Raw genomic sequence first — 16,377 nt, 5'->3', positions numbered from 1 at the left:
GAGCCTTGTTTATCCAGTTAAAAATTACCATACAAATGATGATACTATTGTCAGTTATCGGACACACACTAAGCAAGTTTAGCGACAATTTATATTTTCTGGAAAAATTTCAGTAACAAAGCGTGCTATTGAGCAAATATCTTTAGTCTGAATTTGACCCTTACGCCGCCCTGATATACCTTGTGTCCGCTAAATCAAAGGAAACCTGAACGTGGCGAAGAAACCCGAAAATCTTAGTTTTGAAGAATCCCTTGGCGAACTTGAACGCATAGTTGCCGATCTAGAACAAGGCGATATATCCCTCGATGACGCGTTAAAACAATTTGAACGTGGCATCAATCTCGTTCGAAATAGCCAAGCAAAACTCGAACAAGCCCAACAAAAAGTGGCCATTTTACTGAAACAAGACGAAAATGCGCCCCTATCCCCCTATGCCGTTGAGGGCGAATAAGCGTGTTAGTCAGTACCATTCAAGAATATCAACAACGAGTTGATGATCAATTAAAACAGCGTTTTAGTACGCTTGAAGATACAGCTCCCCAATTAAAAGCCGCTATGACTTACGGTGCCTTATTGGGAGGGAAACGCATTCGACCGTTCCTCGTATACAGTGTAGGGCGCATGTTTGGGGTCGAACTTGAAAAGTTAGATGCTTGCGCCGCAGCCATTGAATGTATCCATGCTTATTCATTAATCCACGACGATTTACCCGCCATGGACGATGACGAGCTCCGCCGTGGCCAGCCAACAGTGCATATCGCCTTTAATGAAGCGACGGCCATTTTAGCGGGGGATGCTCTGCAAACCTTAGCCTTTGAAATTGTCACCGAAGCGGTACCAGGGATCAGCAGCGAACAACATATTGCTATGGTAAGAGTATTAGCCAAAGCCTCAGGTTATCGTGGTATGTGTGGAGGCCAAGCGATAGACTTAGCCTCGACCGATAAACATATTGATCTTAACGCGTTAACTCAGCTACATAATATGAAAACTGGCGCCCTTATCAGCTGCGCTGTTGAGTTGGCTTTAATCGCCGCAAACGCGCCAAAAGATCAGTATGCTGCTATGATGGATTTTGCCCGTGCGGTAGGGCTCGCCTTCCAAGTACAAGACGATATCCTTGACATCGTAGCCACCACCGAAGAGCTAGGTAAACCGCAAGGCTCTGATACTGAATCGAATAAGAGTACGTTTCCACAACTACTTGGACTACAAGGTGCACAAGACACCGCCAAACAACTGATCCAAGAGGCACTATCAGCGCTGGCTAAATTGCCATACAATAGCCAGTTAATTGCAGACTTCGCCCGCTATATCATTGAGCGAAGAATATAATAAGAGTCGAAGTATCTCGCTATGAGTTTGGACATTTCTCAGTTTCCCGTGTTGGCGCAGGCCAACACCCCCAATGAGCTCCGCCAGCTTCCTCAGGCACTTTTACCACAAGTAGCCGATGAACTGCGCGAGTTCCTTCTTAAGTCTGTTGGCATGTCCAGCGGACATTTTGCCTCTGGGCTCGGCACAGTAGAACTCACTGTGGCACTGCACTATGTCTACAATACCCCCTTTGATCGACTGATCTGGGACGTAGGCCATCAAGCCTATCCCCATAAAATTCTCACGGGTCGACGTGACAAGATGCACACCATTCGGCAAAAAGATGGCTTACATCCTTTCCCATGGCGTGAAGAAAGTGAATACGACACTTTCAGCGTTGGCCATTCAGGCACGTCGATTAGCGCCGCGCTGGCGATGGCGATAGCTGCAGAAAAAGAGCAAGCAGGTCGTAAAGTGGTCGCTGTCATCGGCGATGGCGCTATGACCGGCGGCATGGTGTTTGAAGCAATGAACCACGCGGGCGACTTGCACAATGACATGCTCGTGGTACTGAACGACAACGAAATGTCGATTTCAGAAAATGTCGGCGCCCTCAACAATCATTTAGCACAACTGATGTCAGGCCGTTTCTACACCACACTGCGCGAAGGCGGCAAAAAAGTGTTAAAAGGTATGCCAGTCATCAAAGAAATGGCCAAGCGCACTGAGGAACACCTCAAAGGTATGGTCGTTCCTGGCACTCTATTTGAAGAGTTAGGTTTCAACTACATAGGTCCTATCGATGGCCACGACGTAGACGCTCTGGTCGAGACCATGCGCAATATGCGTAATCTGAAAGGTCCACAGGTGCTGCACATCATGACCAAAAAAGGTCGTGGTTATGAACCTGCTGAAAAAGATCCTATCGGTTGGCATGCTGTGCCTAAGTTTGACCCATCGCTATTTAAAAAGCCGGCCACCAAACCCGGTTTACCGACCTTTTCTCAAGTCTTCGGTAAATGGTTGTGCGACATTGCCGAACAAGATGAGAAAGTGTTAGCGATTACTCCTGCGATGCGTGAGGGGTCTGGCATGGTGGAGTTTTCCCAGCGCTTCCCGAAACAATATTTTGATGCAGCGATTGCCGAGCAGCATGCGGTCACCTTAGCGGCGGGTTTTGCCTGCGAAGGTTTCAAGCCTGTAGTCGCGATTTACTCGACTTTCCTGCAACGCGCCTATGATCAGCTTATTCACGATGTCGCACTACAACAATTGCCCGTGTTATTTGCCATTGACCGTGGCGGTATCGTCGGTGCCGATGGTCCAACCCACCAAGGTGCATTCGATTTAAGTTTTATGCGTTGTATCCCTAATATGGTGATCATGGCGCCGTCCGATGAAAACGAATGTCGTCAAATGCTCTACACTGGCTATTGCTATGATGCGGGCCCAAGTGCGGTGCGTTACCCAAGAGGTAGTGCCACGGGAGCGATGCAAGTCGAGTCCATGACTGCGTTGCCAATTGGTAAAGGTGTCATTAAGCGCATAGGTAAGCGTATTGCCATACTTAACTTTGGTACCTTGCTCGCATCGGCATTAACCGCTGCCGAAAGCTTAGATGCGACGGTTGTCGATATGCGCTTTGTGAAACCACTTGATGTTGATCTGATAAAAGAAATGGCACTAACCCATGAAGTGTTAGTCACTGTGGAGGAAAATGCCATTATAGGCGGTGCGGGTGCCGGAGTGCTTGAACAGCTTCAAAAGCTAAAAATGCCTAAAGCCGTACTCCAAATTGGTTTGCCAGACGAGTTCATTAAACATGGCTCGCCAGAGGAAGTCATCCACGACTTGCAACTGGATGCCGAAGGCATACTGGCGCAAATCAATGCTTATCTAGCGCAATAGGCTGAACTGGCTTATCTCGTTAAGACGCTAAATGTTATCAATAAAAAATTCCGCCCATAAAAAAAGGACTGCAATTGCAGTCCTTTTTTGTTGCTGTCTGTTATAACAGCGGCTGATCCAATAAAGCTTAAGCTTCGATATCTATCGTCGCAGTTTCTTGGTTTGGGCCACCCTGTGACACCATCACCATCGCAGGGCGCAGCAAGCGACTGTTCAGCTCATAACCCTTTTGCATCACCAACATCACAGTGTTCGCAGGGAACTCGGCGCTTGGCTGCATGCCAATCGCTTGATGTTGATCAGGGTTAAATGACTGACCTTGTGGATCAATTTGCTTAACACCAAATTTAGCCACCGCAGTGAGTAAGCTTTTTTGAGTTAACTCAACACCTTGATAAATCGCTTTAGTCGCTTCATCTTCTGGGTTTGTCCCCATTAGCGCGCGCTCCATGTTATCAAGCACAGGCAAAAGTTCATTGGCGAACTTTTCCAAGGCAAACTTGTTCGCCTTTTCCACATCCATTGCCGCACGACGACGAATGTTATCGACCTCGGCTGCGGCGCGGATGACTGAATCCTTCTGCTCTTCAACTTTCGCCAAAGCTTCAGCGAGTAACTGTTCCAGCTCTTCAATACGGAAATTGGCCTGGGTAAGCTCATCGATCAGACTTGCTTCTGCGGTAGATACTTCAGACTCTACACCCTCTTGGATCAGATCCTGTTCTGCTTTAATCGATTCGTTGCTCATTTTCACTCCAGCTAAAAATGCTTTGTTTCTGAAATACTCTGGGCATATTATGGGGATCAATTTTGACGTTTCAAGGCCTAAGGCCAGATCTAGCATAAATATGACCACAAAGTTTCATACTATCGGCCTTATCGGCAAACCTCACCACCAAGGGACCAACCAAACCTTAAAGCGTCTACATTATTGGCTGACAATGCAGGGCTTTGAAGTCTTAGTGGAAGAGCGTGTTGCTACCGAATTAGGACCCAATATCATAGCGGTCGATTTACTAGAAATTGGCGCGCGTTGCGACTTAGCCATAGTCGTCGGTGGTGACGGTAACATGCTCGGCGCGGCAAGGGTATTAGCCCGCTTCGATTTAGGCGTGATTGGGGTTAACCGCGGCAATTTAGGCTTTTTAACCGATCTGCCGCCCGATGCCTTCGAAGAGGCGCTCGCCAAGGTACTCGATGGAGAGTTCGATACCGAGCATAGATTCTTACTCGAAGCCGAAGTCTATCGCCACGGTATGCTCAAGGCGAGCAACACCGCCGTCAACGAAGCCGTACTCCATCCGGGTAAAATTGCCCACATGATTGAGTTTGAGGTCTATATTGACGATCAGTTCATGTACAGCCAACGTGCCGACGGCATGATAGTGTCAACGCCTACCGGTTCAACGGCCTACGCCCTCTCCGCTGGCGGCGCTATTCTGACGCCTAATTTACAGGCCCTAATCTTAGTACCTATGTTCCCGCACACTTTGTCGTGCCGCCCGATTGTTGTCGATGCGTGCAGCACCATAAAAATGGTTGTGTCACCTGAAAATGGCGAAAACCTCGAAGTCAGCTGTGATGGCCACGTGCATTTAGCCGTGTTACCCGGCGATGAAATCATAGTGCGCCGCAGCTCTGAACGTTTACGGCTTATTCATCCTAAAGGACACAACTATTTCCACGTGCTGCGGACCAAATTAGGCTGGGGCAGCAAGTTGTTTTAAGTCTGTATCTTTGGGCTAAATCACCAATAAAAGAGACATATCACGTCTCTTTTTTATTTTGTAAATTTAACCTAGAAGGTTGCGATTAAAGCCTTATCTTTTCCCCTGCACAGTCTTTGGTGAACTTTTTAGCACTTCTCACAAACGACTAATATTCGCATTAATGGCGTTTAAGCATTAATGACACTAACCAGTTTGATAAAAGTTCAAACAGTATTTTTTAGTTTTGTTACTTAAAATTTCGGCTTCAATTTCACCCTGTTCTCTCAATTTCCCCTCTTAACCCATTAGAAGCGGTCACTTTTTATTTCAACTTTTCTGTTGTTCTCTCAATATACTTGAATATTTTGGCTGGCTGTTCGCTCAAATAAACTGAAATTAAATTAAATTAAATTAAACAATGGTTATAAAATTTCATATTAAAGTAAAATTCATTAAGTGATATCCATCACAATAAAATCCCACCATTCTAAAAGGTGCTCTAGATCACTATAAAAAACCATTCCAAAATGGACATATTAGGCAAATATTACAATAGCTTGATAAAAATAGAAGTAAATGAGTTAATCCAGCCACAACAATCTATGCGACCTTAATCACACCTTAAAAATGACTGAAAAAACCAATAACAGACTATTAATGAAATAAATGGATCAGTTAATTGCAATAATGACGATGAATATGAGTGATAGCTCTACTTTTAATAACCAGAAAAACAACAAATTTAATTTAATATAACCAAAGTAGATATACACCCAACAGTCTAAGTGATCATTGTCACATATAAGAAAATCCCCCGAGAGAAGCACCCCGCAGCACTGTAAATTAGCATTTCATATAACAGCCAAGATGATCTAGATCATATTAGTCAAGCTCACAATAGCGTCTAGTACACAACACAGAATGTCGAGACCGTAAGTACTTGCAGTATTAACTGCTGATTTATTGGTCTGGGAAGTCGACATGAAGGCAGATGAAAAATCCTAATATCAATAATAAGACAGACCACTTTATGAAGAGGCAAGCATGACAATACTTCAACTCCTCGCTAGCTTGACGCCAGTGCTCAGTGTAATGCTATTTCTAGTGTTACTCAGAATGCCTGCATCTAAGGCTATGCCTATCTCCATGATAATCACAGCGCTCGCCGCCGTGTTTATTTGGCAAATGGATACCACATTACTGGCGGCATCGGTCCTCGAAGGACTGCTCTCAGCCATCACACCGTTAACTATCATTTTTGGTGCCGTATTCCTACTCAATACCCTGAAATACTCAGGTGCCATGGACACTATCCGTGCTGGGTTTACTAACATCAGTGCCGATGCCCGTGTACAAGTCATCATCATCTGTTGGTTATTCGGTGCCTTTATTGAAGGTAGTGCTGGTTTTGGTACTCCCGCAGCCATTGGCGCACCACTACTGGTATTGCTTGGTGTACCACCCGTTGCCGCAGCTGTCGTGGCTTTAATTGCTGACTCGGCCTGTGTATCCTTCGGTGCGATTGGTCTACCCGTACTTTTTGGGATGGAACAGGGTCTGATCCAAGGTGGCGTGAGCATGGCGGCGGAGCAATTTGCTGCCCATGGCGGTAACTATGCTGGTTATGCTCGATATATCGTCATGCATATGATCACTATCGATTTAATCACAGGTTCATTAATTCCTCTCGTAATGGTGACCATGCTGACAGGATTCTTTGGTCGCAATAAATCCTTTAAGGAAGGCTTAGCAATTTGGAAATTTGCGATTTTCTCAGGTCTTGCCTTTACCGTCCCCGCATGGATCATCAACTACCTTGCAGGCCCAGAATTCCCTTCGGTTATCGGTTCACTGATCGGTATGGCCTTAGTGATCCCCGTTGCGCGTAAAGGCTACTTACTGCCTAAAACGCCATGGAATGATTTCGCAGAGAATGACAGTCAAGAAAGCGGAAAAGTCGAAACAACGGCTAAGTTTTCCCAAATTGCCGCTTGGACACCTTACATCATCATGGCTGCGCTTTTGGTACTGTCGCGTACAGTGGCACCGTTAAAAGCATGGTTATCAAGCTTTAACATCAGCTGGACAGGCCTAATGGGCACTGAGCTTAAAGCCAGCTTCGCAACCTTATATGCACCAGGTGCCTTCTTTGTTGCCGTGTGTATTCTAGGTTTCTTCCTGTTCAAAATGAAAAGCCCTGCGATTCAGCAAACGGTCGGTGTTTCATGTAAGTCCATGTTGCCAACCATTATTTCATTAGGCGCATCAGTGCCTATGGTGAAAATCTTCTTAAACTCAGGCGCGAATGGTGCAGGTCTTGCCTCAATGCCTGTCGCTTTAGCGGATATGTTGGCAGGTTCCATGGGCGCAGTGTGGGCTTGGATGGCGCCTATCGTGGGGATTTTTGGTGCCTTCTTATCGGGTTCAGCCACCTTCTCAAACATGATGTTCTCCAGCCTTCAATACAGCGTGGCCGACAATATTGGCATGAACCACACACTGGTATTGGCACTACAAGGTATCGGTGCAAACGCCGGTAACATGATGTGCGTAATGAACGTGGTTGCCGCTGCAACAGTAGTGGGTATGGCAGGTAGAGAATCAGAAATTATCCGTAAAACAATGCCTGTTGCCATTGGTTATGCCTTACTGGCGGGCACAATAGCTACCCTGTGGGGTGGATTCTAAGCCGTTTTATTTTATTGAATGCCCGAAGTCACTCCCAGTGACTTCGGCTTTAATCTATTAATAAAGAGAATGATGCTATGTCGATTAACTATAAACTGGTCATCGATGATCTAAGAACGCAATTAGGTGATCATCCCGTGACGGATGATCCCGTTCGCCGTTTTGCCTGGTCCACCGATGCAAGCTACTTCAGGATAGTCCCAGAAGTGGTTGTCCATGCAGAAACCCTAGAACAGGTAAAGCTCACATTAGCCGTTGCCCGTAAGCATGATGCACCCGTCACGTTTAGGGCCGCTGGAACCAGTTTATCTGGCCAAGCTATCGGTGAAGGTATTTTGTTGATCCTTGGCCATGATGGTTTTAGAAAGATTGAAGTCAGTAGCGATGCCAAACAAATCACCTTAGGTGCGGCTGTCATTGGTTCCGACGCTAACGCCGTACTCGCGCCGCTTAACCGCAAAATTGGTCCCGATCCCGCCACCATAGGCTCCGCCAAAATTGGTGGTATTGTGGCAAACAATGCTTCGGGAATGTGCTGTGGTACTGCGCAAAACAGTTACCAAACTATCGCTTCCGCGAAACTTCTTTTTGCAGATGGTACTGAACTCGATACAGGCTGTGAAAAATCAAAAGCTGCCTTTGTTAAATCCCATGGAAAAATACTGGATGCGCTGACAGAACTGTCGCACATGACTCGCCATAACACAGTGTTAGCGGACAGAATTCGTAAAAAGTATTCCATTAAAAATACCACCGGCTACGGCATCAATTCGTTACTCGATTTTACCGACCCATTTGACATCATCAACCACTTAATGGTGGGGATGGAAGGCACCTTAGCCTTTATTAATGAAGTCACTTATCACACAGTGAATGAGGCTAAATTTAAAGCCTCAGCTATGGCCGTATTCCATAATATGGAAGATGCCGCACGAGCCATACCACTGATAAACGGTGAAAGCGTTTCTGCTGCTGAACTCCTTGATTGGCCATCAATCAAAGCAGTAACGGGCAAGCCTGGCATGCCAGATTGGTTATCAGAATTACCGGCCCTATCCGCTATTCTACTGATAGAATCCCGTGCTGATGACGACAAAACCTTAGAAAATTATACTCAAGATGTCACCGCGAAACTCGCCGGCTTTGACTTTATCCGCCCAATGGAATTTAGTACTAATCCAGCGGTTTATGACAAATACTGGGCAATGCGCAAAGGCTTGTTCCCGATTGTAGGTGGTGAGCGTCCAAAGGGAACCTCAGTTATCATCGAAGACGTGGCCTTTGAACTAGAGCACCTTGCTGCTGCGGCGCACGATATCACTGAGCTTTTCCATAAACATGGTTACCCTGAAGGCTGTATTTATGGCCATGCTCTTGCGGGGAACTTCCACTTTATCATTACCCCCACCTTCTCGACTCAAGCCGATATCGATCGTTTCCATGCCTTTATGGATGATATTGCCGACATGGTGATTAACAAGTACGACGGTTCAATGAAAGCCGAGCATGGTACTGGCCGTGCTGTCGCGCCGTTCGTCGAAAAAGAATGGGGACAAGATGCTTACACTTTGATGAAGAGCATCAAACAAGTATTTGATCCACAGGGTATTCTAAACCCAGGTGTTATTCTTAACGACGATAGCAATGTCCACGTTAAAAACATCAAACCCTGCCCTGTGGTCGATGATTTTGTTGATAAATGTATCGAATGTGGTTTCTGTGAAAAAACCTGCCCAACATCGGCACTCAACTTCTCACCTCGTCAGCGTATTGCGACTCTGCGTGAAATCGAACGTTTAGAACAATCCGGTGATAAAGCCGCCGCAGCAGAAATGCGCGCCGCCGCTAAATACGATGTAGTTGATACCTGTGCCGCCTGTCAGCTTTGTACTATTGCTTGCCCAGTGGATAACAGCATGGGCCAACTGGTGCGTAAACTGCGCACGCCGTACATCAGCACTACTGAACAAAAAGTCTTAGATTTCCAAGCCAAACACTTTGGCGCAGTTAACCAGGTTATCAGTTCAGGTTTTGACATGCTTGGCGTGATCCACAAGATCACTGGCGATAACATTACCAGTGCCCTAATGAAAACCGGCCGTTTGATTTCAAAAGAAGTGCCTTATTGGAACCCCGATTTCCCGAAAGGCGGCAAATTGCCAAAACCATCCCCCGCTAAAGTTGGCCAAGAAACAGTGGTTTACTTCCCAGCCTGCGGCGGCAGAACCTTTGGTCCGACCCCCAAAGATCCCGATAACCGCACTTTACCTGAGGTGGTTGTCACGCTGCTGGAACGTGCTGGCTATAACGTCATCACGCCAGAAAAAACCCGCGATTTATGTTGCGGCCAGATGTGGGAATCTAAGGGCGACTTTAAAAACGCCGATGCCAAACGCCAAGAACTCATCGATGCAGTGAGCAAGATGACCAATGGTGGCAAGCTGCCAGTGATCGTCGATGCCCTGTCTTGCACCTACCGCACTTTGTCAGGTAATCCAAAAGTACAAATTATCGACTTAGTTGAGTTTATGCACGACAAGCTACTGACTAAGCTCAACATCAGCAAAAAAGTCAATGTGGCACTGCACTTAGGTTGTAGCGCACGCAAGATGAAACTTGAACCTAAGATGCAAGCAATCGCCGATGCCTGCTCTGCGCAAGTGCTCAAACCTGCAGGAATTGATTGCTGCGGTTACGCGGGTGAAAAAGGCTTGTATAAGCCTGAAATCAACGCCAGCGCACTGCGTAATATTAAAAAGCTCATTCCTGTCGAGATTAAGGAAGGCTATTACGCCAACCGTATGTGCGAAGTCGGTTTGACCCAACACAGCGGCATTTCCTACCGCCACTTAGCTTATCTGCTCGAAGAGTGCAGCCGCTAATCTGGTATGACAGTAGTAAACAACGGGGCTATTTTTTGCCCCGTTTGTTTATATAAGCGAACTATTCTCATTTATTTGTCATTAAGTACTTTTTGAGAATTTAAAACCTGAATAAATACATTTTAAAATCAATGTAATCATTGAGTTAAAATATTCTCATTTTTGAAAAAATCTACAAGCTCATTTACTAAATTAGGGCTACTTATTCCGCTAAGATAGGCCTATATTTGATCAACTACCTTAGCATTAGTGTGGATATTGGGTCACACTGCAAGGCAATGTCGTTCACTAACAAGAAAGAGAAAACACAATGAAAATCGCCCTTTTCATCCCGTGTCTAGTCAATCAAATGATGCCAGAGGTCGCGATTGCCACCTTGGAATTATTAGAGAAACTCGGGCACCAAGTGATTCTACCCGCGGGTCAAACATGCTGTGGCCAGCCGATGACAAACTCGGGTTGCTTCGATGCAGCACGCAGTACCACCCTTAAATTGCTCAACGCCTTTAAAGGAGTGGAATGCGACGCTATTGTTTGCCCTGCTGCCTCTTGTTTAGTGGCCGCTAAAGAAAACTTCCACGAGTTTGATAGCAGCCCAGAAGCACAAGCTGTGATCAACAAACTCTATGAACTCACAGAGTTTTTACACGATATCGCGCCGATCCCAGCCTTTACCAAGCCCTTCGCGCACAAGGTAAGCCTGCAACTGAGTTGCCATGGCATTCGCATGTTAAGCCTTGCCACCCCAAGTGAGCAAATGGGGCCAAGATTCAACAAAGTCGAAGCTGTATTGGCCAATATTGCAGGCATAGACATAGTGTATCCAGACCGCCGCGACGAATGCTGCGGCTTTGGTGGCACCTTCGCCGTCGATGAAGGCGCAGTGTCAGCCAAAATGGGCAAAGACAAGGCCCAAGCCCACGCTGCAACGGGTGCTGAGTATGTGGTGGGTTTTGATCCCTCATGCCTGTTGCACCTCGATGGCATGATCCGCAGACAGCAATTGCCGATTGAAATTCGCCACATAGCGCAAGTGCTAAACGCCGCGCTCTAGGAGACTCACCATGGCTTACAATCATAATCACGGGGCTAATGGCTCCCAAGTCCATGCCCATAAAGCCGATATTTTTTGCCGCGACGAAACCCGTGTCGACTGGCATTCAAAAGCGCTATGGATGCTCAGAGAAAAACGCGACCGCGCCGCGGGTAGCATCCCAGAATGGGAACAACTGCGCCAGCTTGGCTCAGAAATTAAGCTCCACACGCTAACCCATCTTGCTCAATATCTTGAAACCTTTGAACAAAACTGTATCGCCAACGGCATACAAGTCCATTGGGCGAAAGATGGCGCAGAGCACAATCGTATCGTGCATGACATTTTATCCCGCCATAAAGTCAAAAAGTTGGTGAAGTCTAAGTCTATGCTGACCGAGGAATGTCACCTCAATCCGTACTTAGAACAACGTGGCATTGAGGTCATAGATACCGACTTAGGTGAGCGGATTATTCAGCTCGCCAAAATGCCACCATCACACATAGTCGTGCCCGCTATCCATATGAAAAAGGAAGAAGTCGGCGAACTCTTCCATGAGAAACTCGGCACTAAAGCAGGGGCAGCCGATCCCTTGTATTTAACCCGTGCCGCCCGTGCCCACCTGCGTGAACAGTTCCTTAGCGCCGATGCCGCGATGACAGGCGTGAACATGGCAATTGCCGATAAAGGCGCCGTGGTGGTCTGCACGAACGAAGGCAACGCCGACATGGGCGCTAACCTGCCTAAGTTGCAGTTGCATTCAATGGGGATCGATAAAGTGGTGCCCGATATCGATAGCGCAGCCGTCTTGCTACGCACACTGGCACGCAACGCCACAGGCCAACCTGTCACGACTTATAGCGCCTTTTACCGTGGCCCACAGCCCGAAGGTGAGATGCACATTATTATCGTCGACAATGGCCGCACTGAGATGCTCAAGGATAAAATCCTCGCAGAATCATTGAAGTGTATTCGTTGTGGTGGTTGCCTCAATACCTGTCCTGTGTATCGTCGCTCCGGCGGTTACAGCTACAACTACACCATCCCTGGCCCAATTGGTATCGCAGTGGGCGCTAAGATTGATGACACTAACTCGATTGCCTGGGCCTGTACCTTGTGTGGCAGCTGTACCTATATCTGCCCAACTAAGGTGCCGCTCGATAAGATTATTTTCCACCACAGACGCCTTAAAGCTGAAGCCGGAAAACTCCCCTATGGCAAAAACAGTTACATGCCATTAGTCGGTAAATTTATGGCAAGCGAAACCATGCTGAACTGCTCTATGAGTGTGGCGAGAACTGCGCTGCGCATTCTACCGGGTAGTCTGTTAAAACCCTTTAGCGGTGCATGGGGTAAATACCGTGAACTGCCCGTTGCACCGAACTCCAGCTTCGAAGCTTGGTTTAAGAAACACAGGAGCCTATAAGATGTCTAGTAAACTTGAAATTCTCAATGCGCTCAAACTGTCGGCCTTAACAAATCATCCTATGCCAAGCATAGATGTGACGCCAAGAGTCGAAAATCTCGTCGGCCAGTTCGAGACTAACCTCAATACTGTCGCGGGTACGCTGCATAAAGAAGGTGGCATCAAAGCCCTGCAAGCCAAAGTCGATGAACTTATCGCCCAAGGGTTACAGGTTATCTCCCTTGTCGAGGGGGTCACGGCAAACCGTGAAATGCCACCCACAGCCCACGAGCTCAAAAACATAGATTATGCAGTGATCCCAGGTGACATTGGCGTTGCCGAAAACGGTGCCATTTGGGTTAACAATAAGAATCTAGGCCACAGAGTGACACCTTTTATCTGTGAAAACCTGATCTTAGCCCTGCCAACGAATAAGATTGTGCCGACCCTACATCAGGCAGCTAAAGAAATCACGTTAGCCTCAGGTGAGTTCGGGGTATTTATCGCGGGTCCATCAAAAACCGCCGATATCGAACAAGCCCTCGTCGTCGGCGCCCACGGCGCCTGCAGCTTGAACGTGTATTTGCTCTAATGCCTCGAGATTTAATGTAACCAAGAAAATTCAAGGGTTATGGAATCATCGAAACACAAAAGCCGCCTTCATTAGCGGCTTTCTTATTGAGATTTCGCTGAATGATATTTGAGTTGTAGGCTGATAAACCACTAACACTGCTTACCAATTAACGTTTATTGACTAACAGTTTACAGGCTTGCCATGGCATTTACTCGCCGACTCTGTGAATAGAAACCTAGGGTTTTAAGCTTATGAACGAGAGCCATGGTCGTTCTCATGCATCCCTGCATTGCACGACATTCAGGCGTCCTGCCTATCAGATGGCGAACTGGCAGTTAAACACGGATGTTGTTCAAGTCAATCCGTGGATGCAGGGCCGCTCCATCCTGCTCTTTGATGAACGGCGCCATCTCTGATATTTATCTGTGTACGTTAGTGACGTTTAAATATAAACCCAACATTAAGATATTGATTTAAAATGTGATATTACTACATTCTAAGGCAATCGTTAGTGATAAGCAGGGGATCTTTATCAAGTCGCTTTAACCACGTGCGATAGCGCACATACTGAGGATACCTTGGTAGTATCCTCGACTCGGTTGATAGTATTCTCGACTATGTCCATGAGGCATTTATAGTAAAGGTGAGTAAATGAACGAGGTATTACTACAAATAAAGGCGCTCACCAATGGTGATCCTTTGTTGACGGCTGTCATTGTTGGAGTATTAACATTTACGTTAATTGGACTCGTAGGCTACATGCTAAAAGATGTCCCCGCAAAGCTGTTAAGTTGGCTCAGTAGTCTGCTGTTTGTGCGGCTCACTATAGACGATAGCCATCAGGCGCGCACAGAGGTATTCAATAAACTGTCCTTTTTGATCAGTAATACTACCATTCCGTTTTTTTCACGCTCTATCTCTGAGGCTGTGTACTATGACTATAGTGTGAGTTACGACGGGCGTGTCAGTGTTAAGTCTATCGGCTACGGTATGCACCTGTTTAAATACGGTGGTTGTTTCATGTTGGCTACCCGATCTAAGGTCGATAGTACGATGGCATACGATACAATTACTGTAAGTGCACCATGGTGGGCAAAAGATAAACTATATAGTTTTTTAGAAGATACTCGTGGAGACATCTCTACAGAGCCAAAAGTGAATATTTTCGAAGAAACCGAATGGTGTCGCTACGGCACATTGAAATCATCTGGTTTTAGTGAATTAGTGCTAGATGAAGGGTTTAAGCAGAAGTTGATGGGAGAAGTTGATAACTTCGCAAGTAGGGGAAAATCAGTTGTAAGTAAGCTAACCATACTGTTACATGGCAAAACGGGTACAGGTAAGACGGGTATAGCGAGAGCCTTAGCTGTTGAGTATCATCGCGATCTTTACATATTGAATCTATCGACTGTCAATGATGCCACTATTCATAAGGCGATTAGAAAGGTACCGCCCGGAGCTATGTTGTTAATAGAGGACTGTGACTGTGTAAAGGCTACGGTATCACGAACTGCTGAAAGCAATGTAGATAACCCACCACTCACTTTAGGTGGCGTTCTAAACGCGTTAGACGGAATCGTTCCTCTTGATGATTGCCTTGTCATAATGACCACAAATCATCTTGATAATCTTGACCCCGCGTTGATACGTAAAGGTCGTGTAGATGTCAATATTGAAGTACCACTTATCAGTGCAAAACAAGTTAATGAAGACTACTTTGAGCGTTTTGGCGCAGTTCTTAATAGAACTGAGCCATTGTTAGGTTGTGAAGTCTATGAACTCCATCGCAGAGCGAGCTTAAGATATGGAGTGTGTTGTAAGCCAGTGTAACCCTCCTCCGAAATAGACTCATTCAACGGTCAACGCTATTTGGCTATTGCTTTAACCGAGTACTTATTAGGGTCTGAGTTAACTCTCCTCAGGCCCTTTAACTTGCCAAACTCAGTAATGAGCTTGAGCCAATTTTCATGGGGGATATTTAATCTTGTCAGTAACTTGGTGCTAGTTTCACTGATGGCGCCACGTTTATCATTGCGAATGATTCGCTCAGTATCCTCCACCAATTGTTCGCTAAGGGCAGGTCATATCTGCACAAAAGTCTCTTTCAAAATACAACCCCGCATTCAGCGGCTTGTCCGCTGCAATGCTTTGTTAGCTGCTTATAAAATCTGCAGAGAACGGAATAAACCTCTGTGCAAAATTATGTTTTCCTTCATATTCAGTCGAGCTTCTTTATTCTTGTAGCGAAAAACTTGATGGCTAGTTTGTTTGGGCTGATTCCCAATCAAGCTAAAATGAAATAACATTTGTAATACGAAGTGAAAATCTTTTGTTTTTATCAATTGTTGTGAAACAGCCTCATCGAAAGCTTGCTTAAACTCCTCTATCCGAATTGTTTGCTTTCTTAGCGTTGTAAATATATCTAGAATTCTATGAATATCTGGTATTACACCATGAAGCTCATCCTCAAGCTCACTTCGTAAGTAGTTTGAAAATGCAGTATCTGAATAAGCTACTGTTAGCGGTTCTATTTTTGAGTGGTTATTTTCTAGTGAGTATTCAGCACAAACTTGCAAATATCGCACATAATCTCTCGGTCGAAGAAGTGAGCTTCTAGGGTCTGTTGATCTTTGCTGTACAAATGTTGTTCAGCAATATATCGGCAGCCACATTAACATAAACGCCAGTGACACCATACTGGCGTAATTTCTTGCTAGCTTGTCATATCTTGTTGATATTGCTCGATAGTGCTTAATTCTTCCAAAAGCATTCTCCACTAAATGTCGATACCGATATAAGCACCAATCGACTCTTTCTTGAGGTGTATTCTTATAGCGGCGCCTTGGAATAACAGATTTCCC

At 46.0% G+C, this 16,377-nt stretch carries 12 protein-coding genes and 2 pseudogenes; 10 read left to right on the top strand and 4 right to left on the bottom strand.

What is annotated here, in order from left to right:
* The first annotated feature begins 211 nt into the window (after positions 1-211).
* The 3 genes from xseB to dxs are packed head-to-tail and all read left to right on the top strand — an operon-like array spanning position 212 to position 3,225.
* The gene (gene xseB, locus L5M11_RS03105; RefSeq protein ID WP_006080884.1) at positions 212-451 is read left to right on the top strand and encodes an exodeoxyribonuclease VII small subunit; all 240 of its coding nucleotides are present in this window, start codon (positions 212-214) and stop codon (positions 449-451) included.
* 2 nt (positions 452-453) lie between these two features.
* Complete coding sequence (ispA, locus tag L5M11_RS03100) at positions 454-1,335, top strand: (2E,6E)-farnesyl diphosphate synthase (protein ID WP_263184751.1); 882 nt, start codon at positions 454-456, stop codon at positions 1,333-1,335.
* A 21-nt stretch (positions 1,336-1,356) separates the two neighbouring features.
* On the top strand, positions 1,357-3,225 hold the full coding sequence (gene dxs, locus L5M11_RS03095) for a 1-deoxy-D-xylulose-5-phosphate synthase (protein ID WP_168823303.1): 1,869 nt from the start codon (positions 1,357-1,359) through the stop codon (positions 3,223-3,225).
* 127 nt (positions 3,226-3,352) lie between these two features.
* On the opposite strand, the gene grpE is transcribed toward dxs, so the two are convergent.
* Complete coding sequence (grpE, locus tag L5M11_RS03090) at positions 3,353-3,973, bottom strand: nucleotide exchange factor GrpE (protein ID WP_113941025.1); 621 nt, start codon at positions 3,971-3,973, stop codon at positions 3,353-3,355.
* Between the two features lie 100 nt (positions 3,974-4,073).
* On the opposite strand from grpE, the gene nadK reads away from it, so the two are divergent.
* The 7 genes from nadK to L5M11_RS03055 all read left to right on the top strand — a co-directional run bounded on the left by nadK (position 4,074) and on the right by L5M11_RS03055 (position 15,346).
* Entirely contained in the window at positions 4,074-4,952 is an 879-nt protein-coding gene (gene nadK, locus L5M11_RS03085) for an NAD(+) kinase (RefSeq protein ID WP_081729057.1), read from the top strand.
* Between the two features lie 1,026 nt (positions 4,953-5,978).
* Complete coding sequence (locus tag L5M11_RS03080) at positions 5,979-7,622, top strand: L-lactate permease (RefSeq protein WP_049821741.1); 1,644 nt, start codon at positions 5,979-5,981, stop codon at positions 7,620-7,622.
* Between the two features lie 77 nt (positions 7,623-7,699).
* The gene (locus tag L5M11_RS03075) at positions 7,700-10,504 is read left to right on the top strand and encodes an FAD-binding and (Fe-S)-binding domain-containing protein (protein WP_113941023.1); all 2,805 of its coding nucleotides are present in this window, start codon (positions 7,700-7,702) and stop codon (positions 10,502-10,504) included.
* 310 nt (positions 10,505-10,814) lie between these two features.
* Positions 10,815-11,558, top strand: a complete 744-nt coding sequence (locus L5M11_RS03070) for a (Fe-S)-binding protein (RefSeq protein ID WP_006085148.1) — start codon at positions 10,815-10,817, stop codon at positions 11,556-11,558.
* A gap of 10 nt (positions 11,559-11,568) precedes the next feature.
* A complete protein-coding gene (locus tag L5M11_RS03065; RefSeq protein ID WP_113941021.1) occupies positions 11,569-12,963 on the top strand; it encodes a lactate utilization protein B in 1,395 nt (464 codons plus the stop codon).
* Position 12,964: 1 nt separating this feature from the next.
* On the top strand, positions 12,965-13,534 hold the full coding sequence (locus L5M11_RS03060; RefSeq protein WP_028760696.1) for a lactate utilization protein C: 570 nt from the start codon (positions 12,965-12,967) through the stop codon (positions 13,532-13,534).
* A 633-nt stretch (positions 13,535-14,167) separates the two neighbouring features.
* The gene (locus L5M11_RS03055) at positions 14,168-15,346 is read left to right on the top strand and encodes an AAA family ATPase (protein WP_263191310.1); all 1,179 of its coding nucleotides are present in this window, start codon (positions 14,168-14,170) and stop codon (positions 15,344-15,346) included.
* Between the two features lie 98 nt (positions 15,347-15,444).
* Here the strand turns inward: L5M11_RS03055 and L5M11_RS03050 are convergent.
* From L5M11_RS03050 to L5M11_RS03040, 3 genes and pseudogenes are all read right to left on the bottom strand, one after another.
* Positions 15,445-15,582: pseudogene (locus tag L5M11_RS03050) on the bottom strand (transposase); the annotation flags it as partial.
* A gap of 93 nt (positions 15,583-15,675) precedes the next feature.
* A pseudogene (locus L5M11_RS03045) lies at positions 15,676-16,116 on the bottom strand (P-loop ATPase, Sll1717 family); the annotation flags it as partial.
* Between the two features lie 48 nt (positions 16,117-16,164).
* Positions 16,165-16,377: transposase (locus L5M11_RS03040; RefSeq protein WP_263191153.1), on the bottom strand; the 213-nt coding region annotated here is incomplete at its 5' end.

The sequence above is a fragment of the Shewanella sp. SM87 genome (assembly GCF_025653705.1).
Taxonomy (GTDB): domain Bacteria; phylum Pseudomonadota; class Gammaproteobacteria; order Enterobacterales; family Shewanellaceae; genus Shewanella; species Shewanella oncorhynchi.
Note: the sequence above shows the minus strand (reverse complement) of the source record. Positions and strands in the feature narration are given on the sequence as shown.

Bases quoted from the DNA above. Each gene is read 5' to 3' on its own strand.
- L5M11_RS03060 (WP_028760696.1), top strand. From the start codon at position 12,965: ATGTCTAGTAAACTTGAAATTCTCAATGCGCTCAAACTGTCGGCCTTA.
- L5M11_RS03075 (WP_113941023.1), top strand. From the start codon at position 7,700: ATGTCGATTAACTATAAACTGGTCATCGATGATCTAAGAACGCAATTA.
- dxs (WP_168823303.1), top strand. From the start codon at position 1,357: ATGAGTTTGGACATTTCTCAGTTTCCCGTGTTGGCGCAGGCCAACACC.
- L5M11_RS03055 (WP_263191310.1), top strand. From the start codon at position 14,168: ATGAACGAGGTATTACTACAAATAAAGGCGCTCACCAATGGTGATCCT.
- L5M11_RS03070 (WP_006085148.1), top strand. From the start codon at position 10,815: ATGAAAATCGCCCTTTTCATCCCGTGTCTAGTCAATCAAATGATGCCA.
- nadK (WP_081729057.1), top strand. From the start codon at position 4,074: ATGACCACAAAGTTTCATACTATCGGCCTTATCGGCAAACCTCACCAC.
- grpE (WP_113941025.1), bottom strand. From the start codon at position 3,973: ATGAGCAACGAATCGATTAAAGCAGAACAGGATCTGATCCAAGAGGGT.
- L5M11_RS03065 (WP_113941021.1), top strand. From the start codon at position 11,569: ATGGCTTACAATCATAATCACGGGGCTAATGGCTCCCAAGTCCATGCC.
- L5M11_RS03080 (WP_049821741.1), top strand. From the start codon at position 5,979: ATGACAATACTTCAACTCCTCGCTAGCTTGACGCCAGTGCTCAGTGTA.